Here is a 24,842-nt window from a genome sequence, read left to right on the forward strand (position 1 = left end):
ACCGAACACGGAAGTTAAGCTCTTTAGCGCCGATGGTAGTTGGGGGCTTCCCCCTGTGAGAGTAGGACATCGCTAGGCAACCAAAACAGTCAGCTGTGTCCTGGCTGTTTTTTATTTTCTTAACAAAAAGCAATGACAATAAAATAGAAATTGTCATTGCTCCTTATAATTCCAAAAGGAAAAAAATTATATTAATAAATTACAAAATGATAAGATCCTTAGGAGAGTGGGTGATGATCTCCACACCGTTCTTTGTAATAATGACATCATCCTCGATACGAACTCCACCTACATTTGGGATGTAAATACCTGGTTCAACTGTAAGTACCATATTTTCCTCTAGAATGTCTTCACATATAGTTGACATAAATATATTTTCATGGATATCTAAGCCGATACCATGTCCTGCACCATGCCCGTAATTTTGTCCGTAACCTTTATCTGTTATGTAATTGCGAGTATAGCTATCTGCTTCTTTTCCTGTAATACCAGCTTTCATATGAGAAAGGGCATTTTGCAATGAATCAAAGACGATTTGATATATTTCCTTTAATTGCGCTGATGGTTCTCCAACAGCAATTGTTCTTGTCATATCAGAACGATAGCCTTGATAATAAGCACCAAAATCTAGTGTCATCATATCACCTTGCTGAATGGTCTTAGAAGAAGCTAGACCATGTGGCAATGCTGAACGATGGCCAGAAGCGATAATCATGTCGAAAGCTGCTCCAGTTGCACCATTTTTTCGCATATGGGACTCTAATTCATAGGCAATCTCGATTTCAGTCATGCCAGGTTTAATGTATGTTAAGATATGCTTAAATGCCTCATCTGAAATCCAAGCTGCTTTTTTAATTGTTTTAATCTCTTCAGGCGTTTTAATCATTCGTAAATTTTCTACAATATTAGATAATGGCTTTAATGTGGCAGTTAATTTACTATTTATTAATTGATAGTCATAATAAGTAACATGATGTTGCTCAAAACCAACTGTTTGAATGGACTCTTGTTCGAAAAATTCTTGAATAGTCTCATATAAACGGTTACGATCGATCTCCAAGACTTCAAAAATTTTGCTTTGTTCAGTTGCTTGCTGTGTATAGCGGAAGTCTACCAATAAAAGTGCACGATTGTTAGTTACAATAACGGTTCCAGTACTACCTGTAAAGTCTGTTAGGTAACGGCGATTTTGAGCATTTGTAATGATAATAGCGTCCGTTTCTTGCACTTGCAAAGCTTTTCTTAAATGTTCTAATTTTGACATGTTGTCATTCCTCCTTTAAGTTAAATATACTGCAAAAACAGTGCGAAGTTTAAGAGAAAATTTAATTACATAGTGATTTATTTGCAAAATGAAGCAGGGCAAAGTAGAATATTATTTTTCTATTTATCCGTCCTGTTATATTAACATCATATATAGGAAAAAAATATGAAAATATTTCTTGCGTTGGTTACTTACATATGATATATTTATAAATGTCTTAAGAAGGTCCCGTGGTGTAGCGGTTAACATGCCTGCCTGTCACGCAGGAGATCGCCGGTTCGATCCCGGTCGGGACCGCCATTTAAATTAATAATATAGCTCTTATGATGATAAATCATAGGAGCTTTTTTGTATTCGTTCGATTTTTATTTTTATTTTCCTATTGGATATATGTTGGAAGGATGAATGCTTAACGTCTTGTGGACCAGTATATTAGCTTAGAAACACAAAGGTTAAAAGGATTATAAATTAGAATGATATTGTGACCAATCTCCCGTTATTTTTATTAGAATAACATCCATTTCCCTAAGTAGATCGCCAAACCTTTCTGCAATTGCCCCTAATCCCAGTGAAATCAAACAACTTATTGTCATTAGCCTACCTGATTTCATATTTTTTACATTATCTAAAAATAGTAACAAATACCGATAAATGATGTCGTTTCAATAAGGTAGAATTAGATATGTTTCTAAAATAAAGACTAAGGGTAAAAATTAGAAGTAATCGGATTGGCTACGGAGGTGTTTACATGAGCAAAGACCATTTTTTAAAATGTCTTTATCTACCTTTGCTTATTGGTTCCATGATTATGATGGTAGGCTGTGGGGATCCTATTATAGAGATTGAAGAATCAAATGCATATCATTGGCAAAAGAATATGAATGAAGCAGAATTTAAAAAATTAAAAAATGATATGTCGTATATTGAGGTAGTAGAAACAGCAGGCGGCGCAGGTAAAAAGGTTAATAATAATGAATATCGCTGGAATGATGAGAAATTGATGACGCAGGCCTATATAGTGAAATTTAAGGATGATAAACTGATTGATAAAGAAATTATAGCCGTAAAAGGTCATTCCAATAGATAAATAGATACACGTCTTCTTGGGAGAAGGCGTGTTTTTGTGTGGTTTCATAAAGTATGGAAATGGTTGATAGAGGTTCAAATAGGATGTTTCTGTGCAAAAGCAATGATGACAACAATTATGAAGAGCCATGATTGATATTAGATACTTTGAACATTTTCGCTAGTTTAGGTAAACTAGAGATAATGTAGTGATGAGAGGAAAAAAAGATAATGTATGAAATAATCATGAATTCAGTCGGTGATACAGAACACTTTGCTTTGAGACTTGCGAATTTACTAGAGGCTCAGGATACGATTACATTAGAAGGGGATCTAGGAGCTGGAAAGACAACTTTTACGAAAGCTTTGGCAAAAGGTCTTGGTGTCCAAAGAACTGTAAATAGTCCAACCTTTACGATTGTTAAACAATATGAGGGGCGTTTACCCTTTAATCATTTAGATGTTTATCGACTAGCAGAAAGTGATGAGGATCTTGGTTGGGAAGAGTTATTCTATGGAGATGCTGTATCAGTGGTAGAGTGGGCTCATTTAATTGAACAAGATTTGCCACAAGATCGACTAGCGATAGAGATTTACCGAATCGGAGAAAAAGAACGACGCTTTGTGTTAATACCTCGTGGAAAACGCTACGAGGCACTATGTGAGGAGCTAATGAAATGATTTGGTTAGGAATAGAAACAGCGAATACACCACTGTCCATTGCGGTTGTGAAAGATGGAAAAGTGGTGGCCGAAATGATACAAAATATAAAATTAACGCATTCTGCAGGAGCTATGCCAGCTATTGAGGAAATCCTAGCAAGGGTAAATTTAAAACCTAACGAATTGGATGGGATTGCCGTATCTGAAGGGCCAGGTTCTTATACAGGTGTCCGTATAGGTGTAACCCTAGCAAAGACTTTGGCATGGTCATTGCAAAAGCCTCTAGTCGGCATATCTAGTTTGAAGGCGTTAGCTGCAAATGCTACTTTGTATAACGGATTGATTTGTCCTATATTTGATGCTCGTAGAAGTAATGTCTATACGGCTATTTATCAAGGACTGGCATTAGAGACTATTATGGAGGATCATCATGCACATATTGATGATTTATTATCTCGTTTAAAGGCGTTAGAGGCTCCTATTTTATTTGTAGGAACAGATGTTGATATTTTTTGGGAAAAGATTGTTGGAGTACTTGGTGATGCAGCAATACGTGCACCGTTTAGCCATGACTTACCACGAGCCACTGAAGTCATTCGTTTGGCGATGAATGCTGAACTTCCGAGTATAGAGGCAACTCATCACTTTGTCCCACAGTACAAACGAATTGCTGAGGCTGAGGCGAATTGGCTAAAGGAACAAAAGGAGAAGGAACATGAGTAGTAATGTAACATATCGTAAAATGTTATCTGACGATGTCCCAGCCGTCTATGAAATAGAGCTTGCCTCATTTCCTGTGCCATGGACGTTAGATTCCTTCTACTATGAAGTGCATGAGAATCAATATGCACATTATGTGTTGGCTGTAGATGAGGATGGCAGTATTATCGGTTTTTGTGGCATGTGGATGGTCATAGATGCAGCACAAATTACGAACGTTGCTGTTATTGAGCAGGCTCGTGGCCGAGGTATTGGTGAGGGGCTTATGTGTGAGGCAATGCAAATAGCTCGTTTACATGGAATGGAAGTCATGTCTTTAGAGGTACGTGTAACGAATACTGTTGCACAAAACCTTTATCGCAAGCTTCAATTCCAAGATGGTGGTAAACGAGCAGGCTATTATACTGATAACGGGGAGGATGCCCTTGTCATGTGGGTGAATTTATAATGAATAATGGAATGATATTAGCAATAGAGTCGAGCTGTGATGAAACAGCTGCAGCGGTTATTCGAAATGGTAATGAAATTGTTTCGAATGTCGTTGCTTCACAAATAGAAAGCCACAAACGATTTGGTGGTGTGGTTCCTGAAATTGCTTCACGTCATCATGTTGAACAAATTACAGTGGTGATTGAGGAAGCTTTAGCACAAGCGAATATAAAGCCAGCCGATTTAGATGCTGTTGCGGTTACTGAGGGACCGGGTCTTGTCGGTGCGCTGTTAATTGGCATAAACGCAGCTAAGGCGTTTGCATTTGCGAACAATTTACCGATCATTGGTGTGCATCATATTGCTGGTCATATTTATGCTAATGCCCTAGTACAGCCAATGGATTTTCCTTTGTTAGCACTTGTGGTATCTGGTGGACATACAGAGCTTGTCTATATGAAGGAACATGGCTCCTTCGAGGTGATTGGTGAGACGAGGGATGATGCAGCAGGTGAAGCCTATGATAAAGTGGCCCGCGTATTAAACCTACCATATCCAGGTGGCCCGCGTATCGATCAGCTTGCACATGAGGGAGAAGAGGCAGTACGATTCCCTAGAGTGTGGCTGGAGGAAGATTCTTATGATTTTAGCTTTAGTGGCTTAAAATCAGCTGTGATAAATTATAAGCACAATATGGATCAACGAGGAGAAGAAATAACCCCAACTGCGGTAGCAAAAGGCTTTCAGGAAAGTGTTGTAGAAGTACTGACGGCTAAAACATTGCGTGCTGCTCGAGAGTATCAGGTGAAACAGGTAATTGCAGCAGGTGGTGTAGCGGCGAATAAAGGCTTGCGTACTTCATTAGAGGCAGTGTTCGCTGAGGAGGGTATTCCGTTTTTTGTACCGCCTCTGAAATTATGTACAGATAATGCAGCAATGATTGGAGCGGCAGCAATGCCGATGTTTGAAGCGGGTATTCGAGGAAACTTAATGATGAATGGGCGTCCAGGAATGGAGTTAAAATCTTGGGTGTAAGAATTAAAAGAGGTATCTTAGTTATTAAGGTACCTCTTTTTGTATGTTAAAAAATTTGTTGATAAAAAAAGAACCATGAAAAGAGAGTATCACTTAGTTTATATAAAATTGACAAATTTTTCAGAAAATTATCCACAGGTCAAGTAGTGAATTATAGAGCGAACACGCGTACTTATGCACAAATTGTTGATAACTTGTGCATAACTTGTGATTATTCAATATATAGTAGCCCTTTTTATATGAATTAATGTGGACAAATTTTTTTTGAGTTGTGGACAATGTGGAAAACTCTGTTGATATGTTGGTATTACTATATTTTTGGTGTGAATAAAACTGTGGGCATTTTTTGTCGAAAAATAGCACTTGACCAATATATATGAAAAATGAAGGAGAGTAAAGAAAAAAGCCATGTGACAATGCACACGGCTTAAATCAAATTACATATTTATATTTTCTAATTCTTCATTTAACGCTAGCCACTCTAATTCCAAAAGCTCATGCTGTTCCTTAACAGTAGCTAATTCTCCTTGCAGTTGGGCAATTTTTTCATGGTCTGTAAAAATGGCAGGATCGCAGAGTGCTTCCTCTATGTTTGCTATGACAGTGGTTGTTTCTTGCATCTTACCTTCTAAATCCTCGATAGTCCGTCTAATTTGACGTTCACGTTTTTTAGCTTCTTTATCGATCATTGAAGTAGTAGCCTTTTCGAGTTGTTCCTGCTGTGCTTGTGGTTGGGAGGCTGCTTTCATTTGTGCCAACTCCAGTAACTCCTGCTTTTTCTCCAAATAATAATCATAGTCGCCTAAGTATTCAAACGACCCAGTTCCAGACAACTCGACCACTTTTGTTGCAATGCGATTAATGAAGTAGCGGTCATGCGACACAAAAAGAAGTGTTCCTGGATAATCAATTAAAGCATTTTCCAAAACTTCTTTACTATCTAAGTCAAGATGGTTAGTAGGCTCATCCAAAATTAAAAAGTTCGCCTTTTTCATCATTAATTTCGAAAGTGCTAGTCGAGCCTTCTCACCGCCCGATAATGAGGAGACAGTTTTATCTACATCTTCTCCACTGAAAAGGAAACGTCCTAATACTGAGCGTATATCCTTTTCATTCAGGAGTGGCCACTCATCCCATAGCTCTTTCAAGACACTCTTATTGCTTGATAGCTTTGCTTGCTCTTGATCGTAATATCCAATTTGTACATTGGTACCGTAACGAATATCACCTGCCATTGGGGATATATCTTTGACAATAGTTTTTAATAAAGTTGATTTGCCAACCCCATTTGGACCAACAAGGGCTATACGATCCTCGCGAAAAGTACGTAGGTTAATACCACTTGATATTTTATGATCACCATAACCAATTGTTAAATCATCAGCGTTTAATACATCATTACCACTTTGACGTTCAATGTTAAAACCGAAACTAGCCGATTTCTCATCACCATCTGGCGATTCCATCCACTCTGTCCGTTCAAGCATTTTACGACGACTTTGTGCCATTTTAGTGGTAGAGGCACGTGCAATATTTTTTTGGATAAAATCTTCAAGCTTGGCCTTTTCATCTTGCTGACGCTCATATTGTTTGACATCTCGTTCATAGTTTTTAGCTTTTTCATCCAAGTAAGCACTATAGTTCCCTGTATATTTTGTAACGCGATGACGTGATACTTCATAGACAATGGAAACAACTTGGTCTAAGAAATAGCGGTCATGGGAAACAATTAAAATAGCGCCTTCATAACCCTTTAAGTAAGATTCCAACCATGAGAGTGTTTCAATATCTAAATGGTTCGTAGGCTCATCGAGAATTAAAAGATCTGGCTTACTTAGTAATAGTTTAGCAAGCGCTAATCGTGTTCGTTGTCCACCAGATAATGAGCTGATTGGCTTGTCAAAATCTTCAGGATAGAACTGCATTCCATGAAGCACAGAGCGTATATCTGATTCATATTGATAGCCACCTGCATCTTTAAAAGAATGCTGTAATTGATCATATTCAGACATAATTTTCGCATAAACAGTCGCGTTTTCGTAAACGGCAGGATCGGCCATTTGTTGTTCAAGTGAACGCAGGGTTTGTTCTTGTGCTAAAAATGATGCAAAAATTGTCATCATTTCATCCCAAATGCTTAGTGTAGAATTTAATCCAGCATGCTGCTCTAAATAACCAATCTGTATCCCTTTTGGAATAATAATATCACCTGAGTCATAGGACATTTGACCAGCGATTATTTTTAATAAAGTAGATTTACCTGCACCGTTTCGGCCTACTAAAGCAACACGATCACGGTGTTGAACCTCCAATTTGACACCACTTAAAATTTCATCTGCAAGAAAGGATTTAGTTAGTTGATTGACCTGTAAAACAATCATTCTTGACACCTCAATTCTACCTTAGTGTAATGGATGAACGATTTGCATGCAATGTCGATGCTTTACTTATTCCTAGCAGTCATGTAAGATTGAAACGATTTCTTTTTAGTTAGCTGCGTAAAAGCGCCATTAACTAAAGAGAAATACGATAGGGGATTGCAAAAATGTTGTATATAGTTAAGGATGAATGTATTAAAATTAGTAGTTAAATACAGTAAAATTGATTGAGATTTATCATAAGGAGGAGAAAGGTTGAAACAAGAATTAAAAATTCCACAAGCCACTACAAAAAGACTTCCTCTTTACTATCGATTTATTCAAAACTTTGCACAAGAAGGTATGGAACGTATTTCGTCGAAGGAACTGAGTGAAGCGATGAAAATAGATTCTGCAACGATTCGCCGTGACTTTTCTTATTTTGGTGCTCTTGGGAAAAAAGGCTATGGCTACGATGTACAGCATCTATTACAATTTTTTAGCCAGACGCTTGATCAACATGAAACAACAAAAGTGGCGTTAATTGGCGTGGGGAATTTAGGCAGTGCATTATTAAAATATAATTTTCAAAAAAACCACAATACTCATATTGTCGTAGCATTTGACTCGAAAGCTCCAAAAGATGGAAAAATGATCAGTAACATTCCTGTTTTTCATCCTGATTTACTGGAAGAAAAGTATGCAGAATACGGGGCAGAGCTTGCTATTTTGACCGTATCGCCACGCTCAGCACAAAAAATGGCGGATCGCTTAGCGGCCATGAATGCGAAGGGCATTTTAAACTTTACTCCTGAGCGTTTAACGGTGCCGGATAGTATGCAGCTCTTAACCATTGATTTATCGGTAGAATTGCAAGCGCTTATTTATTTAATTCGGAATCAGGAAGTGTGAAAATTTTACATATTTTAAAGTGGAGTTCACCGTTTCTGTCAAATAGTAATTTTAAATAAAACACGGTAAAATCAGTGAGAGTGACGAAAAACTTTCACATATAATTAGTTAGCAAAATGGCGAAATATGCGTTAAAATGATGGATATAAAGAGGAGGTGGCTGTAATGGGCGGTATTGGTCCTATGAGCCTCATTATTATCGGAGTTGTCGCGTTACTAATTTTTGGTCCTAAAAAGTTACCAGAGCTTGGTAAAGCATTTGGTTCAACACTACGTGAATTCAAAAATGCAACTAAAGGTTTAGCCGACGAAGATGATGATGACAAGAAAAAGAAAGAACTAGATAAGTAAGTTAGGATGTTGAGGAATGAATCCAAAAGATCTAACTGTCATTGAGCATATAGAAGAATTAAGAAAACGGCTGTTCATTGTTGCCGTTTTCTTTGTTCTAGCTATGGCCAGCGCCTTTTTTGTCGCAAAGCCACTTGTTAAATACCTTCAATCTACAGGAGCAAAATATAATATCGAGCTCCATGCATTTGACGTAGTAACACCACTAGCAATTTATATTCAAGTTGTTTTTTTAATTGCATTTATTCTTTCATCGCCAGTATTAATGTATCAATTGTGGTCGTTTATTAGTCCAGGATTAAGGGAAGTAGAAAGAAAAGCAACCTTAAGCTATATACCATATTCATTTTTATTGTTTATCGGAGGGTTATCTTTTTCTTACTTTTTATTATTCCCGTATGTCATCGAATTCATGATGAATTTATCAAATGATTTAGATATTAAGCAAGCAATTGGTATACATGAGTATTTTACATTTTTATTTAAACTCACAATACCATTCGGTTTTCTATTCCAATTACCTATTGTAGTATTGTTCTTTTCACGGATAGGAATATTGAGTCCAGATCTACTAATTCGTATTCGTAAATATTCATACTTTGGTTTATTTGTATGTGCTGCTCTCATTGCACCGCCTGAATTGGCGTCTCACTTAATGGTATCGGTGCCACTATTTATCCTGTATGAAATTAGTATTATGATATCTCGAGTTGGTTATAGGAAATATTTAAAATCAGAGGAAATTCGATTAAAAGAAGAGCAGGAAGCTGAGCAAAAGCGTCAAATTGAAGAGGCGCTTGAACAGCAACGACAACAAATAGAAGAATTGAATCAACAGTAATAAATAAAGCTCGGTGCCCTCACTAAGGCACCGAGCTTTTGTATTTTTGACAACTTTATATAGCTTTACAAAAATTTATTGCATTTTTTCTAGTTCTTGAAGAAACTTTTGCAATGGTTCTGCATAGAATTGTACAAGTGTCACAAATCCATTGAGCATAACGTGTGCAATAATAGAAGTCCAAATACGTTTTGTTTTGTGATATAAAAAAGCAAAAATTAAACCACAAATGGTATAAAGCAAGATATGAGAGAAGTCGAAGTGGATAATCGCAAAGAATATGGCACTTACTATTGCCGCCACCCAGAAATTTGTTGTTTGGACAAGTGATCCAAATATAACTCTGCGGAAGACGAACTCTTCTAAAATTGGCCCAAATACAACAATTGCTATTATGGCAATAGGAGCTCCTTTTGCTATAGCGACAATATCTGCAGTATTTTGGGAACCTCCTTCGATACCAAAAGCGGCCATTTCAATAGCTGCTCCAATCATTTGACCAAAGAATACGAGGAAAAAGCCAAGAATGCCCCAAACAATTGTGAGCGGTATTGTTTCCTTTTTTCCTTGATAAATGTTCCAAAAGGCTTTATCACGGGATGTTAAGATTAAACTTAAAATGAGCGCAACTGCAAAGCTTAGGGCAATATACCAGCCTTGAGTTATGGGTGCTGCTTGTTCAGAGGCTAGACCACTCATCTTCATAACAAGCTTGTGAAACGGTAAGAGCAACCATCTACTTGAGATTTGCATAAGGATATAAATCAGTAAAACATATAGAGCTGTTTTTTTATGTTTCGTTATTTTTTGAGAATTAGTCACAGTCAAAATCCTTTCCATTCATATGCTTCCTTTCTATTGTAGAGGAATATGGAAAGAAAACAAAATTTTTCGAAGTTCTGACTTGCAAAAAAAAGTTCGATTGATTATCATAATAATTGTGTTAGCACTCATTGATATAGAGTGCTAATAAATTTCAACAATTATTATTATTAGGAGGTTGTTTCACTTGTTAAGACCACTAGGAGATCGTATTGTAATTGAACTAATCGAGGTAGAAGAAAAATCTGCATTCGGTATTGTACTACCTGACTCTGCAAAAGAAAAACCACAAGAAGGTAAAGTAGTAGCAGTTGGGACAGGTCGTGTATTAGAGAACGGACAACGTGTAGAGCTTGACGTTAAAGTTGACGACCACATTATTTTCTCTAAATACTCTGGTACGGAAGTTAAATTTGAAGGTAATGAATACCTAATTTTACGCGAAAGCGATATTCTTGCAATTATTGAATAAGAACATTATTTACACACCTTAAATAAAGGTGAAGGCTTATTGTCCGTTTAACGAAGGTGACAATAAGATGAAATTGATATAAATATATTGAAGAAGCTTCACGAATATTCCATTTCAGGAGGGTAAATTCTCATGGCAAAAGATATTAAATTCTCAGAAGACGCTCGTTCATTAATGTTACAAGGTGTAGATAAATTAGCGAATACAGTAAAAGTAACATTAGGACCAAAAGGACGTAATGTTGTTTTAGAAAAAAAATTCGGTTCACCACTTATTACAAATGATGGTGTGACTATCGCTAAAGAAATCGAGCTAGAAAACCCATACGAAAACATGGGAGCAAAATTAGTAGCTGAAGTGGCTTCTAAGACAAACGAAATCGCTGGTGACGGTACAACAACTGCAACAGTTCTAGCACAAGCAATTATTCGTGAAGGCTTGAAAAACGTTACGGCTGGTGCAAATCCTGTAGGAATTCGCAAGGGGATTGATAAAGCAGTTGCTGCTGCACTTACAGAATTACACGCTATTTCCCGTCCAGTAAGCAATAAAGAAGAAATTGCACAAGTAGCTGCTATTTCTGCTGCAGATGATGAAGTTGGACAACTGATTGCTGAAGCAATGGAGCGTGTTGGTAACGACGGAGTTATTACAATTGAAGAATCAAAAGGCTTCACAACAGAGCTTGATGTAGTAGAAGGTATGCAATTTGACCGAGGCTATGCGTCACACTATATGGTAACAGACACAGATAAAATGGAAGCGGTTCTTGATAACCCATTTATCTTAATTACAGATAAAAAAATTACTAACATCCAAGAAGTATTACCATTATTAGAACAAGTGGTACAACAAGGCCGTCCACTTTTAATTATTGCTGAAGATGTTGAAGGAGAAGCGCTTGCAACACTTGTTGTGAACAAACTTCGTGGTACATTCAACGCTGTAGCAGTAAAAGCACCAGGATTTGGTGATCGTCGTAAAGCAATGCTTGAAGATATCGCTATCTTAACTGGTGGTCAAGTGATTACAGAAGAATTAGGATTAGACCTAAAATCAGCTGATATTTCTTCACTTGGTCGTGCTGCAAAAGTTGTTGTCACAAAAGACAATACGACAGTTGTTGAAGGTGTAGGCGGTGCAGATGCAATCGAAGCACGTATTGGCCAAATCCGAGCACAACTTGCTGAAACAACTTCAGAATTCGATAAAGAAAAATTACAAGAACGCCTTGCTAAATTAGCGGGTGGTGTAGCAGTAATTAAAGTTGGTGCTGCAACAGAAACAGAGCTTAAAGAGCGTAAACTTCGTATTGAAGATGCTTTAAACTCAACACGTGCAGCTGTTGAAGAAGGTATCGTATCAGGTGGTGGTACTGCACTTCTTAACGTTTATGCAGCAGTTGAAAAAATGGCTGAATCTGAAGAGGGCGATGTAGCGACAGGTATTAAAATTGTTCTACGCGCATTAGAAGAGCCAGTTCGCCAAATCGCTAACAACGCTGGTCTTGAAGGCTCTATCATTGTGGATCGCCTAAAACGTGAAGAAATTGGCGTTGGTTTCAATGCAGCAACAGGCGAATGGGTAAACATGATGGAAGCAGGCGTAGTAGACCCAGCGAAAGTAACTCGCTCAGCTTTACAAAACGCAGCATCTGTAGCAGCGTTATTCTTAACAACAGAAGCAGTTGTAGCAGATATTCCAGAAGCAGCCCCAGCAATGCCGGATATGAGTGGTATGGGCGGCATGCCAGGAATGATGTAATCTATCGCATAGAGCGACTTGATTAACTAAAATATAAAAAAACCAGTTCTCAGTTTAAAAATTGAGAGCTGGTTTTTTGTGCTTTTAATGCAAAAATCTAATAAAAAAAAATTTCCTGTTGTTTTTCCATAGATTATCCCTTACAATACAAAATGTAAAATGATAATGATAATCGTTATCAGTTGTAACTAATTGGATGATTGAGGTGACATTTTGGATAAACAGGAAGCAAACAGAATAGGGATGGGCAATATTTATTATGTCATTATTTTGCTTTTAATAGGCGCCATTATAATATCTGCCGTTTTTTCTGTATCAATAGGACAAGTTAGCATTCCTTTCAAACAATCAATGGATATTTTGTTGCATGCTGTATCCAATGGAAAGTTAGGCACACTCGATAGTGTAGATAGTGAGTCTTATTTGAATATTATTTTACAGGTTAGAATGCCGCGTGTAATTTTTGCGTTACTAATAGGTATCGGACTTGCACTATGTGGTGCTGTGATGCAAGCAGTCGTTCAAAATCCTCTTGCTGACCCATACATACTTGGTATTTCTTCGGGCGCATCATTGGGTGCAACCTTTGCCATTCTAGTTGGTTTTGGGAGTAGTGCTTTATTGGCACAATTTGGGGTAGCCTTTGGAGCGTTTGCAGGGGCAATGCTTACCTCTATGGCAGTACTTATTTTATCTAGCATTGGTGGTAAAGCAACATCGGTAAAGCTCGTTTTATCGGGTGTTGTCATAGGTGCATTATGTAGCTCTTTTTCAAGCCTTATCATCTTTTTTGCGAATAATGCAGAGGGCATAAAAACCGTTACTTTTTGGTCTATGGGAAGTTTAGCTTCTGCAAGCTGGGAAAAAACGCCGATCTTAGCAGTTGTAATTGTATTAGGAGCTGCATTATTTCTTTTCCAACATCGTGTGCTTAATACGATGCTATTGGGGGATGAATCGGCTATCACATTAGGTATCAATTTAAGTGTTTATCGTAAATTGTATATGATTCTAACATCGCTGATCACAGGGACAATGGTCGCTTACGCAGGTATGATTGGTTTTGTCGGCTTAATTATTCCACATATTACAAGAGGGATTTTTGGAGCAGATCATAAACGGTTAATGCTAGGAACATTACTCTTAGGAGGGCTTTTTATGATTTGGGCAGATATTCTGTCTCGAACATTAATCCAAAATGTTGAATTACCGATCGGCATCATTACTTCTGTCATTGGATCACCATTATTTATCTATATGATTGTAAAAAAAGGTTACAACTTCGGAGGGTAGAACAATGGAATTAGTAGCAAAAGAAATAGAAGTGAAGATTGGTAAAAAAGAAATTGTAAAAAACATATCCATTCATGTAAACAAGCAGCAATTTGTGGGCTTAATCGGACCAAATGGATGCGGAAAGTCAACTTTATTGAAAAGTATTTACAAAAGCTTAGTGCCACAAAAAGGAATGGTCTATTTAGATGATTTAGATGTTTTGAAAAGTCCAGAAAAAAAGATTTCACAGCATTTAGGTGTAGTGGGACAATTCAATGAAATGCACTTTGATTTAACTGTACAGCAAATGGTGATGTTAGGAAGAACACCTCATAAAAAAATGTTAGAGTCAGATAACCAAAAGGATTTTGCCATTGTGGAAGAGGCCTTAACGCGCACGAATTTGCAATCATATAAGGGACGTAGCTTCCTGTCGTTATCTGGTGGGGAAAAACAACGGGTTATTTTAGCAAGAACAATCGCCCAGCAGCCTAAATTTATGATTTTAGATGAACCAACAAACCATTTAGACATTCGTTATCAAATCGAAATACTATCCTGTGTGAGAAGCTTAAATATTGGTGTTTTAGCAGCGCTTCACGATTTAGAGATGGCTGCTCATTACTGTGATTATCTATACGCCGTAAAAGATGGTGAGATTTATGCGCATGGTACACCTGAAGAAGTTTTAACACCTGAAATAATAGAAGCTTTATATCATATCAAATGTCAAACGTTTACTAATCCAGTGACGAATGGATTAGGCTTTGCATATGGACTATAGGAGGAATACCATGAAGAAAAAATTATTACTAGGTATTGGGTTAGCAGCTTTATTAACGTTAACAGCTTGCGGTAATACTACCAAAAATACTTCAGAAGAATCACAAACAAAAGAACATTACCCATTAACCATTGAAAATTTTACAAAGGCTGAAGGTGGTTCGTCATGGGAAAAGAAAGATCAAGTATTCGATAAAGCGCCTGAAAAAATCATGGCAAATACACGTCCGGCAGCGGAACTATTATTGCATTTAGGACTAGGCGATAAAATCGTCGGTGTTGGTGCAAACTTTGGTGCTGTTGATAAATCTGTCGAAGCGGAATATTCAAAGTTAAATATTTTAAGTGATGAATATGTAGGTAAAGAGGTTACATTAGGAACTAATCCAGATTTAGTATTTGGTCGTGGTGGATTATTTGATAATGCTGAATGGGGAGTAGGCACAGTAGACTCACTGAATGAAATGGGTATTAAAACATTTGTATTAGAATCATCAATTACAGGAGGCACCTATGATTCTATTTACAAAGATATTGAAAATATTGGTGAAATTTTTAATGTTCAAGATAAGGCGGCTAGCTTTATTAAAGAATTAAAAGATCGACAACAAGACATAACTTCAAAATTAGAAAGTATTAAAGAAGAAAAAACATTTGCTTATTTGCATACAAATGATCCAAAGGAACTTTTTGTATATCCAGCGCATGATGAAACATTCTTTAATGATGCATTCAAAATGGTTAAGTTAGATAATATTTTCAAAGATGAAAAAGGTGATGTTAGTGTGGAAACATTAATTGCGTCAGATCCAGATGTGTTAATTCTTCCAAACTGGGATGGTTCTGATCTAACAAAAGTACGTGAAGAAATCTATGCTAATCCAAAGCTTTCAAGCATGAAGGCTATTAAAAACAAACAAATCTATATTGTAGATTACAATTATATGTTTGGTTATGGCTATAATACAATAGATGGCATGGAAGACTTAGCAAAAGAAATGTATCCAGATTTATTTAAATAATAGGTACTAGAGCTGCCCAGGGGTCGAAAAAACAGACACAATGGGCAGCTTTTCTATTCATAAAAAGGGAGGAGAAATGATTATTTTCTCCTCCTGTTGTTATTACTGCAGAAGCTGATGTTTATTTAATGTTGTCAATTTTACACCAGTAGATAAATTGTTCCAGCAAATGGTTACAGGGTGGCGTTGATCGAGATAAAGTAATTGTGTAGAAAGATCTACTCTTGTCCTTTTAATATCCATCGTATCAAACAAGTGAGGCGACATGATAGGAAATAAACCTGTTTTATAAAGTGCTTCTTTTAAAGTCCAAAATTCGTAAAAAACATGTAGAGGTTGATGAAGAGTTACTAGGAGCTCTTGCATAGATAACGCATAGTGCATAATTTCATCATTCACTGGCTTTATTTCTTCGACATCAATTCCTACTCGCCCGTTAGTGGCTACAGCCAAGACAATCCAATTGCCAGAATGAGAAAGATTAAAATCGCCTTCCCAGTGCTGATGACTCGCAACGTAAGGACGGCCATGTGAGTCATGAGTAATATGGAACGTAGCATCATTCAGGAATGGCAGGAGCGCCCATCTGATAAGAGCGTTACCTAGCAAGGCTCTTTGACGGTCCTGCCAATGCTTATATTGCCTGATCTTTCTTTGAACATTTGAAGGGAGAATTTTGTTAAACACATCCCATTCCGCTGAAGATAACCGTGCTCCTAAAGGGAGTGCAAAAAGCTGTATATCATTTGTGATCATCGTATGTTGACTTGTCTAAGCTTAGGAAAGTAGCCTGTTTCTACACCATATTCAATCATACGGTGAATAAATGCAGTATTTGGTACAGCACATTCGATGCTTGTATTGGCTAGAAATTCTATCGTTTTTTTGCAATTAAATATAAATGGTGAGTCACTAGCTCCATCACCTTCTAGCTGTGCAATAGCTAAAGACAAGTTTTCCTGTTCTTCTTTAGAATGCTCACCATGTAATAACCAATTTGTATATTCTTGTTTTGACATGGTTTGTAAATCATAACCAAGTTCCTTTATCATATCGATGAACTCTAAATAAGTAAGCGATACAGGATTACATAGATGGAAAACATGCCCATTTGCTGCTGGCTGGTTAGCTAGAGAAACGAGTGCTTGGCTAGCATAATTAATTGGTGTGAAGTCAACATGCCATTGTACAGTAGGTGTTTTACCTAAATAAAGCATAGCTTTAATCATACGGTAAAAGGCATTGTCATCGATATTACGTTGGAATTTTCCTGTTTCAGAATGACAACTTAAATTACCTACACGATAGATAGAAACAGGAATAGCGTCATGCACGGCATTTCTTACAAGATTCTCTGCCTCCAACTTACTTTGTGTATAGACATTATGAAGCTTTGCATCGTAGTTAAAATTACCTTGTGCTTCATTTGGTCCCCATTGAATGGCAGCGAGCTCCTCTGGAATGCCAATTGTCGATACATAATGGAAATGAACACCTGGTTTATGCTTTGCAATTTCAAGTAAATAGCGCGTTCCGTTTACATTGACATTATTAAAATGATCCGTCGCTCCGAAATGACGTACATCTGCACCACAGTGGATGATGGCATCGATTTCTTCAAGTATAACTTGTTCATCTGCACTAGTTAAATCAAGTTTTTTTCTACCTAAATCGCCTTGAACCACAGTTATTCGATCCTTCATGCGACGAGCAATGTCATGTCCAAAATAAAACTGCATACTATCCATTAGCTTGCCCTCTAAAGTTGTCTTTTCACTTGGTCGAATTAGACAATAGATATGTGCTTTTGTTGAGACTAGTAGCTCGTATAATACATGGCTACCTAAATAACCTGTGGAACCTGTCAATAAAACTGTAGTCATCGTTAATGGTTTCACTGTTTGTGAGACTGAAAGCTGGCTCGGCTCCATTAAGTCCTTAAAGACAAGGTTAGCTGGTAGCTCTTGTACGTCAATATCTTCAGGCTGATAGCTGCGAATATATTGATCTAATTCTGCAATCGTTTGATATTGGAAGAAATCCTGAATCTTTAGGAAAGGTATATGCCTCTTCACTTGTACAAGAATTTCAAGTACTTTTAATGAATGTCCACCAATGTGGAAGAAATTATCGTGAATGCCTATTGGATTGATACCAAGTACATATTCCCATGCATTAGCTAGCAAATGCTGTGTATCATTCTCAGGGGCAACATATGGATTGCTCCTTGATAACGTTACTTCCATTGTGGCTAAATGCTTACGATCTATTTTGCCAGTAGGGGATAATGGCATTTCTGGCAGTTCGATGAATCGTTCAGGTACCATATAATCTGGTAAAAGGTTAGCCAAGTAGTCTCTTAAAACATCTTCCTCTAACTGCATACCACTTGCCACCGTAAAATAAGCAAATAAATGGTTATTTCCATCAGACATTTTCTTGGCTATGATCACAGATTCCTGAATGCTAGGATGATTGCTTAATACCGTTTCAATTTCTCCAAGCTCAATACGGAAGCCTCTCACTTTGATTTGTGAATCCTTCCGTCCAACAAATTCGATGACCCCGCTAGGTAGTAGGCGCACTAAATCACCTGTACGATACATTTTTTGCTCTGGTTTAAATAGGTGGGGGACAAAGACCTCTGCTGTTTTTTCAGGTTGATGTAAATATCCTGCTGCTAGGCCAGCACCTGCAATACACAGCTCCCCTGTTACATGAACTGGGCAAAGCTGTTCATCCGTATTCACCACATACATCTCATAATTAGCAATCGGCTTGCCGATAGGAATACTAGATTGCATGTCTGTTATCTGGCTATTTATCTTAAAGTAAGAGGATAATACTGTACATTCCGTTGGTCCATATACATTAATAATTTCTGTAGAATAGCCAAATTTCTCTTGCCATTTTTGGACAATGGCAGGCAGTAAGGCTTCGCCGCCGACTGATAAGTATTGAAGCGTTGTCAGCTTGTCCCGATACTCTATTGGTAAATGTGTGGCTAGTTGTGTAAAGAAAGCGTTAGGTACAGTTGCAGTCGTTACTTGTTCACGGGCAATCATATCGGCAAATGCTTCTATTGATAAACGCTCTATACTTGTGAGCATATGAAGTCTTGCCCCTGAAAAGAAAGCAGTAAAAGTCTCTGTCACAGAGGGATCAAAACTGTAAGAGATAAACTGAGAAAATACATCTTCTTCAGTTGAATGGTAGATTCTTTGATTATCTGTTATCAGGTTTATAACAGCTTCATGCTTAAGCATAACGCCTTTAGGTTTGCCTGTAGAACCAGATGTATAAATAATATAGGCCAAATCGGATGGAAGTAGGTCACATTGTAGATCTTCTTGTGAAAGGTCACTCTCCATTTGATTTATTGTTAACACTGTGTGTAATTGGGAATCATTATGTATAAAGTCATTCAGTAAGGCACTATGTTCGTTTTTCGTTATGATAAATGGTGCGCCCGTATCGTTTAATAGATATTGACAACGTTCTTTTGGATAACTAGGATCAATAGGAACATAAACACCGCCAGCTTTTAGTACACCTAATAAACTGATAACAGTTTCTCTACTACGTTCCATCATAATGGCCACGTAGTCTCCTTTTTGTAGACCTTTGGCTATCAGCATATGTGCAACTTGGTTAGATTGTTCATTTAATTGACGATAGGTCATCCCTCCATCTTCATAGGATAGGGCGATACGGTCAGCAAATTGCTGTGCTACTTGATAAAATACTTCAGGTACCGTGATATTTTTATCATAGTCAGCTAGTGTGTGATTTAATGTTTGATAGGCTAAAGTATCCTCTTTATTTAATAGCTGTGTATGATTGGATAGTAGCGTCTCTTGTTCAGAAAAATGCATATTAAACTGTGATGTAGGAAAATCAAATTCTCGTTTATTATTCAATCATTACAACTCCTATTTTAGAAAAGGGCAGTCACTTATGCAGGAGATTTTAAGTCCTTTAGCTCCCACAGAAAGTAATCTGTGGGGTGCTAAAGGATTTAAACTCCATATAAGGGCAGCCCTTTCTCTTTTTATTTGACTACAAAGGTATTGACAACATTCAATAATTCTTCAGATAACTCTGATAGTACTTGAGCTTCCTCAGACACTCGTTGTACTGTATTTAGCTGAGATGCAGAAGTTGCAGCTACGGCTCTTGTATTATCTTTTGAGTTGATTGAGAAGTCCTCCATATCTTTAACAGCAGATGTTACTTCTTCCATACCAGCCGCCATTTCTTCAATTGTTGCTGACAGTTCTTGAATTTGGCCTGTCACATGATGAATGGACGTTAAAATCTGACTGAATGATTGTTCCGAATCATTTATCATGACGATTCCATGATCTACTTCTTCCACTGCGCGAACCATAATATTCACAGATTCGTTCGTATCATGCTGAATATGAGAAATAAGCGTGGAAATTTCTCGAGCGGAAGCCTCAGACTGTTCCGCAAGTTTACGTACTTCATCGGCTACCACGGCAAAGCCACTACCAGCTTCACCTGCACGAGCAGCTTCAATGGCTGCATTCAAGGCAAGGAGATTTGTTTGAGAGGCAATCCCCGTAATAATACCAACAATTTCTTCAATTTTATTAGAATGATCACCAAGCAATTTAACAGAAGCTGCAGATTGATTAACAGCCTGACTAATAGCATTCATTTGGGCAACAGATTTATTAGTCGATTCATTCCCTCTTTCAGCTTCCTCAGATGCTAGGATAGAAGATTCCGAAATTTGATTGGATGTCATAGCAATACGTTGAATACCAATACTCATTTCTTCTATTGTAATTGTACTTTCTTTTGCCTTTTGAACTTGGAGATCTGCTCCACTCGCAATTTCTTGCATAGAAGAAGCTACATTATTATAAGAATCCGAAGTTTCCTGCATATTCGTAGACAAAATATTGGCTGTGTTTGATACACGTGCAGATACATTCGTTGTACTTTTAATAACCGCTTTTAAGTTTTCAATCATAGAGTTAAAGTTTTGAGTGAGCGCTCCTACTTCATCTGTCGAAGTAACAGGCAATGGTTCAAGCTCTAAATTACCTTCAGCTACCTTTTTAGATTGTAAGGAAAGCTGCTGAATGGGTGTTAATTTTTTTCTTAAAAGAGTGTACACGGCAATGGATGAACCAATTAAGAAAATAACTGTCACTAACAAAGTCCAGAGTGCTTCTGACATAGCCTTTCCAGTTACCATTGAAACGTCATAGTCAATAGCATATGCAGCTAACATAGTTCCATCTTCATCCAAAATTGGTGTAAGACCAGTTTTATAGCTACCAAATTCATCGCTATAAATATCTGTAGCTGTAGCATCCTTTGTATTGAAAACTTCTTTAATTCTTGCTAGAAAATCAGGTGATAAGCCCATAGCAATCATGTCCTGGTTATACTCAGCACCTAGTTCAAGTATACTAGAAGAAAGGACAGGTGCATTAATGTTTCCCCCATCAACTGTAATTAAAAAGAGATTGGTAATGCTATCCGAATGATCATTGATAGCATCCATTTCTTTCGTCAATCGAAGAGCATTAGGGTTGCTGTCTGAAGGATTTTCTAATATCGATTTCAATGTCTCGATATCAATTGTTTTGGCTAAGATCATGCCTTTGTCATATAGCGATTGATTCATGTCTGTTAAATTGCTATTTCTTACTATATAATAAGAAAGACCTAAAGTAACTAATCCAAACAGTAATAAAATACTTACCATTATTGCGGTTAATTTTTTACTAATGGACATATGCTGCTTCTTACGTTTTTTCATGCTTTTCCTCCTAATTATGATATAACAAATATTTCAAGCTGAGGATGAGAAATGTATAATGTAGTCAATGAAATAAAACTACCATAATGTAAAGTCTTGTTGTTATTCATAGAAATCCAGATACCTTCTCAAAAATATGTACCAGTGCAAAGTAATCTAATTATCCCCTAACATTAAACTACTATACTGCCAAAAAAAATGATTCACAACCCAGAAAACTTACTATTTAAAGTCTATATATAGATAAATAAATGAAGATATTTAGTGTTTTAGTCTATGCTTTTTTTAGTTTAGACGATATTTTTACAAAAAAATAAATAGTTTCTAATATAAAAAACAAGTATGCTCATAACTGAGCCAATTTCAATTTAATTAAATTTTTGGCTAAAATCTTATTTCTTAATTTTTATTTAAGTCTTTTTGCCTATTGAGCAATATCTTATCTAATAAGAAACATTATTGCTTTTTCGGGTTTTTATTATGGAAATAAAATAAAAATATGTAAAAAAAGGCTTTTTCTTTATTCATAATTGAACAAAGAGAAGGCCTTTACTTGTTACGACTCTCTTGGGTTACCTATGATTCCTGGCAATATGTTTGGAAGTCCTGGTAATAATGGCGGTGGGAAGCCTGGATATTGTCCCCCTGGAAACGGCGGATATGGACGTGGAGGTTGTGGTGGATATGGCTGCGGTGGATATGGACGTGGTGGGTACGGTTGCGGTGGATATGGCTGTGGCGGATATGGACGTGGTGGGTATGGTTGCGGCGGATAGGGTGGTGGATAAGGTGGTGGATAAGGTGAGGGGTATGGTGGTGGATAGGAGCTACCAGGAGGTGTTCCTGTACCTGCTGCAGTTATTTGGCTAACATCAACGGTCACTATTTGTCCGTTATCTAACTGTATTTCAGCTGTTCTTCCTCCTGTTCCAAATGTTCGAATTAATGTACCTGAATAAGTACCTGTAGGAAGTGTCACCCATATTTTCATCCCTGGGCGGAATTGACTGTTAAAATCTTCAGGAGCTAATCTAGGATAAACCAATGAAACACACCTTTCTTCAATTTTCTCTAACATATGCCTACTTACTGTGAATGTCATAGGCTATAGGCTAGTTCTAATTAAATTAGAGTTTGTTATAAAATATAACAAATTCCATTATAATAAGGGAAAAGAGCAAAGGGTGTTTTGCAGATGGCGATCATTAAAATGAAAAAAATAAACATAAAAAATTTACGAAATGTACGTCAGGGTGAGATTATACTGGCAGTTAATTTCGAGACATTTTTACAAGCAAATGTTGTTGGACTATATGGACAAAATGGCTCTGGGAAGACAACCATTGTAGATGCATTTGGTTTATTGAAGACACTTATCTCAGGTTGGCTTGCTGATGTAAAGTTACCCACACAAGAGAAGCGTCTAATCTTGGCAGGCGAGCACACAGCCAGTCTTGATTTTGAATTTTTAGTGGAGAATCAATTTGGTACATTTTTTGTCCATTATTATGTGGAGCTGCAAGAGGATCAGCATCGTCTCTATACAACGTTGGAACGCATCTCGTATCGAGAAAACGACAAAGGGAAACGTTCAAAGATTTTAATGGCTATGACAGAGGATGATATTCAAATTCGTAAATCTAGTTTATCTGATTTAAGTGAACAAGCACGTATTCAATTACTTGTTATTCGACAATTAGCAAGAAAGGAATATAGGTCCTTTCTCTTTCATAAAGATTTGAAGCCATTATTACAGGAACGGCTTTCTGAACAAGAGATGCAGTTGCTAAAAAATATTGCAGTTGATTTTAGTGGAGATTTACACGTTGTTAATAATCAAAATATCGCCCCGCTATTTGAAGAACGGATCATGCCATTTAGTATTCATTTAGAGAAAACAAGAGGTCAAATTCCATATGATTTAAAGGGCCCCGCCTTATTGCCGGAGGATGCATTCTATGCTTTATGTGAAGTGATTGAGCAGAGTAACCGAGTGCTAGCTGCTATTATTCCAGGTCTGACTATTAAGATTAATATCATTACAAAGCAGACAATGGATGATGGGAGGCAAGGAATTCGTTTTGAATTTTTATCGCAGCGTGGAGAGCAGGAATTACCCTTGCGAACAGAGTCCGAAGGGATTTTAAAGATTATCTCTGTACTTAGTGTATTGATTGCTGTATATAATAATCCAAATGCTTGTGTGGTTATTGATGAATTAGATTCAGGTGTTTTTGAATATTTGCTGGGTGAGTTGTTAACAGTGATAGATGAGGATGGAAAAGGACAGCTTATTTTTACATCCCATAATCTGCGAGTGTTAGAGGTGCTAGCTATTAAAAATTTATGGTTCACGACAACAAACGAAAATCACCGTTATATGCAGCTAAAAGGTATTAAAGAAGTCAACAATGCCAGAGATGTCTACTTGCGTGCTATCCAGATTGGTGGCCAGGATGAAGAGATTTATAAGGAGACAAAAACATTCAAAATTAAACGTGCATTTCGTAAAGCAGGTGTGCAGCATGACTAAAAAAGTACTTTTAATCATTGTTGAGGGGCAGACGGAGCAAATTATTTTAGAGGATTATTTAGATGCTTACTTCGCGAATGCTACTATACGTTTTGATGTACAACGTGAGGATGTATTGACAAAATGGGATGCCAATAAACGCATACCGAATATTAAAAACAGTGTTATACGAGTGATCCAGCGTTATTTAGAAAAATACAAGTTTTTAGCAAATGATTTAACGGCTGTTGTTCATATAACAGACGCAGACGGTTGCTTTATTGCACCAGAATGTGTCAAAGTAGATGAGAATATTGAGCAAAAATTGTTTTATACAGAAGATGCCATTTTAGTGAAGTCCGATAAGCGTAAAGAGCAAATTGAACAACGTAATGAAATGAAGGCGAGGAATGCCAGAATTTTAATTGCCAATGACCACTTTAGTATTAACCGCTTGAAAGTGCCGTATCAATTATTTTATTTTTCTACAAACTTAGAACATGTTTTATGGGATGAACGTAATGAAATACCAACGGAAAAAATCCAAAAAGCAGATGAGTTTATTGAGAATCTGTCTGGTACGATTGAGGAATTTTTAAAAGCTTATTTACCAGTTAGTGCTGAACTACCCTATAGGGAAAAAATGAAAAAAAGTTGGTCATTTTTAATGGAAGGTAGCCATTCATTACAGCGAGGAACGAATGTACCTCTTTTATTTGAAATGATAAAAACGGATGTACAATAAAAACAGGTGAC

22 protein-coding genes and 1 tRNA gene are annotated in these 24,842 nt (G+C 37.1%); 16 read left to right on the top strand and 7 right to left on the bottom strand.

What is annotated here, in order from left to right; all coding sequences use genetic code 11:
- Window positions 1-199: 199 nt before the first annotated feature.
- Window positions 200-1,264 carry a M24 family metallopeptidase gene (locus tag AO843_RS15900; RefSeq protein ID WP_054612075.1) on the bottom strand — a complete coding sequence of 355 codons (1,065 nt, stop codon included), beginning with the start codon at window positions 1,262-1,264 and terminating at the stop codon, window positions 200-202.
- A gap of 224 nt (window positions 1,265-1,488) precedes the next feature.
- Between AO843_RS15900 and AO843_RS15905 the strand changes: the two genes are divergently transcribed.
- The 6 genes from AO843_RS15905 (at window position 1,489) to tsaD (ending at window position 5,175) form a co-directional block, all read left to right on the top strand.
- Window positions 1,489-1,564 (top strand) — tRNA-Asp (locus tag AO843_RS15905).
- Between the two features lie 448 nt (window positions 1,565-2,012).
- Window positions 2,013-2,351 (top strand): hypothetical protein, encoded by a 339-nt coding sequence (locus AO843_RS15910; RefSeq protein ID WP_054612076.1) that lies wholly within the window; start codon window positions 2,013-2,015, stop codon window positions 2,349-2,351.
- Window positions 2,352-2,560: 209 nt separating this feature from the next.
- On the top strand, window positions 2,561-3,010 hold the full coding sequence (gene tsaE / locus AO843_RS15915; protein WP_054612077.1) for a tRNA (adenosine(37)-N6)-threonylcarbamoyltransferase complex ATPase subunit type 1 TsaE: 450 nt from the start codon (window positions 2,561-2,563) through the stop codon (window positions 3,008-3,010).
- Window positions 3,007-3,714 carry a tRNA (adenosine(37)-N6)-threonylcarbamoyltransferase complex dimerization subunit type 1 TsaB gene (gene tsaB, locus AO843_RS15920; protein ID WP_054612078.1) on the top strand — a complete coding sequence of 236 codons (708 nt, stop codon included), beginning with the start codon at window positions 3,007-3,009 and terminating at the stop codon, window positions 3,712-3,714. The genes tsaE and tsaB overlap by 4 nt, the downstream gene beginning before the upstream one ends.
- On the top strand, window positions 3,707-4,159 hold the full coding sequence (gene rimI / locus AO843_RS15925) for a ribosomal protein S18-alanine N-acetyltransferase (RefSeq protein WP_054612079.1): 453 nt from the start codon (window positions 3,707-3,709) through the stop codon (window positions 4,157-4,159). The genes tsaB and rimI overlap by 8 nt, the downstream gene beginning before the upstream one ends.
- Entirely contained in the window at window positions 4,159-5,175 is a 1,017-nt protein-coding gene (gene tsaD / locus AO843_RS15930; protein WP_054612080.1) for a tRNA (adenosine(37)-N6)-threonylcarbamoyltransferase complex transferase subunit TsaD, read from the top strand. Before rimI ends, tsaD begins: the two co-directional genes overlap by 1 nt.
- Window positions 5,176-5,612: 437 nt before the next feature.
- On the opposite strand, the gene AO843_RS15935 is transcribed toward tsaD, so the two are convergent.
- Window positions 5,613-7,556, bottom strand: a complete 1,944-nt coding sequence (locus AO843_RS15935; RefSeq protein ID WP_054612081.1) for an ABC transporter ATP-binding protein — start codon at window positions 7,554-7,556, stop codon at window positions 5,613-5,615.
- Window positions 7,557-7,808: 252 nt separating this feature from the next.
- On the opposite strand from AO843_RS15935, the gene AO843_RS15940 reads away from it, so the two are divergent.
- From AO843_RS15940 to tatC, 3 genes are all read left to right on the top strand, one after another.
- Entirely contained in the window at window positions 7,809-8,444 is a 636-nt protein-coding gene (locus AO843_RS15940) for a redox-sensing transcriptional repressor Rex (RefSeq protein ID WP_012291935.1), read from the top strand.
- Between the two features lie 165 nt (window positions 8,445-8,609).
- Window positions 8,610-8,795 (top strand): twin-arginine translocase TatA/TatE family subunit, encoded by a 186-nt coding sequence (locus AO843_RS15945; protein ID WP_008176991.1) that lies wholly within the window; start codon window positions 8,610-8,612, stop codon window positions 8,793-8,795.
- Window positions 8,796-8,811: 16 nt separating this feature from the next.
- Window positions 8,812-9,636, top strand: coding sequence for a twin-arginine translocase subunit TatC (tatC, locus tag AO843_RS15950; protein WP_054612082.1), 825 nt, complete (start codon window positions 8,812-8,814; stop codon window positions 9,634-9,636).
- A gap of 75 nt (window positions 9,637-9,711) precedes the next feature.
- Here tatC and AO843_RS15955 read toward each other — a convergent pair whose 3' ends face one another.
- Window positions 9,712-10,476, bottom strand: a complete 765-nt coding sequence (locus AO843_RS15955; RefSeq protein WP_054612083.1) for a CPBP family intramembrane glutamic endopeptidase — start codon at window positions 10,474-10,476, stop codon at window positions 9,712-9,714.
- Between the two features lie 169 nt (window positions 10,477-10,645).
- Here AO843_RS15955 and groES point away from each other — a divergent pair, with 169 nt between their 5' ends.
- From groES to AO843_RS15980, 5 genes are all read left to right on the top strand, one after another.
- On the top strand, window positions 10,646-10,930 hold the full coding sequence (groES, locus tag AO843_RS15960) for a co-chaperone GroES (RefSeq protein WP_054612084.1): 285 nt from the start codon (window positions 10,646-10,648) through the stop codon (window positions 10,928-10,930).
- A 132-nt stretch (window positions 10,931-11,062) separates the two neighbouring features.
- Window positions 11,063-12,694, top strand: a complete 1,632-nt coding sequence (groL, locus tag AO843_RS15965) for a chaperonin GroEL (RefSeq protein ID WP_054612085.1) — start codon at window positions 11,063-11,065, stop codon at window positions 12,692-12,694.
- A 243-nt stretch (window positions 12,695-12,937) separates the two neighbouring features.
- A complete protein-coding gene (locus AO843_RS15970) occupies window positions 12,938-13,987 on the top strand; it encodes a FecCD family ABC transporter permease (protein WP_369814430.1) in 1,050 nt (349 codons plus the stop codon).
- Between the two features lie 4 nt (window positions 13,988-13,991).
- Window positions 13,992-14,753, top strand: a complete 762-nt coding sequence (locus tag AO843_RS15975; RefSeq protein WP_054612087.1) for an ABC transporter ATP-binding protein — start codon at window positions 13,992-13,994, stop codon at window positions 14,751-14,753.
- A 10-nt stretch (window positions 14,754-14,763) separates the two neighbouring features.
- Window positions 14,764-15,774, top strand: a complete 1,011-nt coding sequence (locus AO843_RS15980; protein ID WP_054612088.1) for an ABC transporter substrate-binding protein — start codon at window positions 14,764-14,766, stop codon at window positions 15,772-15,774.
- 102 nt (window positions 15,775-15,876) lie between these two features.
- Here the strand turns inward: AO843_RS15980 and AO843_RS15985 are convergent, their stop codons facing one another.
- The 4 genes from AO843_RS15985 to AO843_RS24585 all read right to left on the bottom strand — a co-directional run bounded on the left by AO843_RS15985 (window position 15,877) and on the right by AO843_RS24585 (window position 22,619).
- Complete coding sequence (locus AO843_RS15985; protein ID WP_054612089.1) at window positions 15,877-16,530, bottom strand: 4'-phosphopantetheinyl transferase family protein; 654 nt, start codon at window positions 16,528-16,530, stop codon at window positions 15,877-15,879.
- Window positions 16,527-19,694 carry a non-ribosomal peptide synthetase gene (locus AO843_RS15990; protein ID WP_054612090.1) on the bottom strand — a complete coding sequence of 1,056 codons (3,168 nt, stop codon included), beginning with the start codon at window positions 19,692-19,694 and terminating at the stop codon, window positions 16,527-16,529. Before AO843_RS15990 ends, AO843_RS15985 begins: the two co-directional genes overlap by 4 nt.
- Window positions 19,695-19,825: 131 nt before the next feature.
- Window positions 19,826-21,574 (bottom strand): methyl-accepting chemotaxis protein, encoded by a 1,749-nt coding sequence (locus AO843_RS15995; RefSeq protein ID WP_054612091.1) that lies wholly within the window; start codon window positions 21,572-21,574, stop codon window positions 19,826-19,828.
- 556 nt (window positions 21,575-22,130) lie between these two features.
- On the bottom strand, window positions 22,131-22,619 hold the full coding sequence (locus tag AO843_RS24585; protein WP_054612092.1) for a hypothetical protein: 489 nt from the start codon (window positions 22,617-22,619) through the stop codon (window positions 22,131-22,133).
- 150 nt (window positions 22,620-22,769) lie between these two features.
- Here AO843_RS24585 and AO843_RS16005 point away from each other — a divergent pair, with 150 nt between their 5' ends.
- Entirely contained in the window at window positions 22,770-24,107 is a 1,338-nt protein-coding gene (locus AO843_RS16005) for an AAA family ATPase (protein WP_054612093.1), read from the top strand.
- Window positions 24,100-24,831, top strand: coding sequence for a hypothetical protein (locus tag AO843_RS16010; RefSeq protein WP_054612094.1), 732 nt, complete (start codon window positions 24,100-24,102; stop codon window positions 24,829-24,831). Before AO843_RS16005 ends, AO843_RS16010 begins: the two co-directional genes overlap by 8 nt.
- Window positions 24,832-24,842 lie beyond the last annotated feature (11 nt).

Origin of the sequence: Lysinibacillus sp. ZYM-1 (assembly GCF_001308875.1) — a bacterium.
In the GTDB taxonomy this organism is placed as follows: Bacteria; Bacillota; Bacilli; order Bacillales_A; family Planococcaceae; genus Lysinibacillus.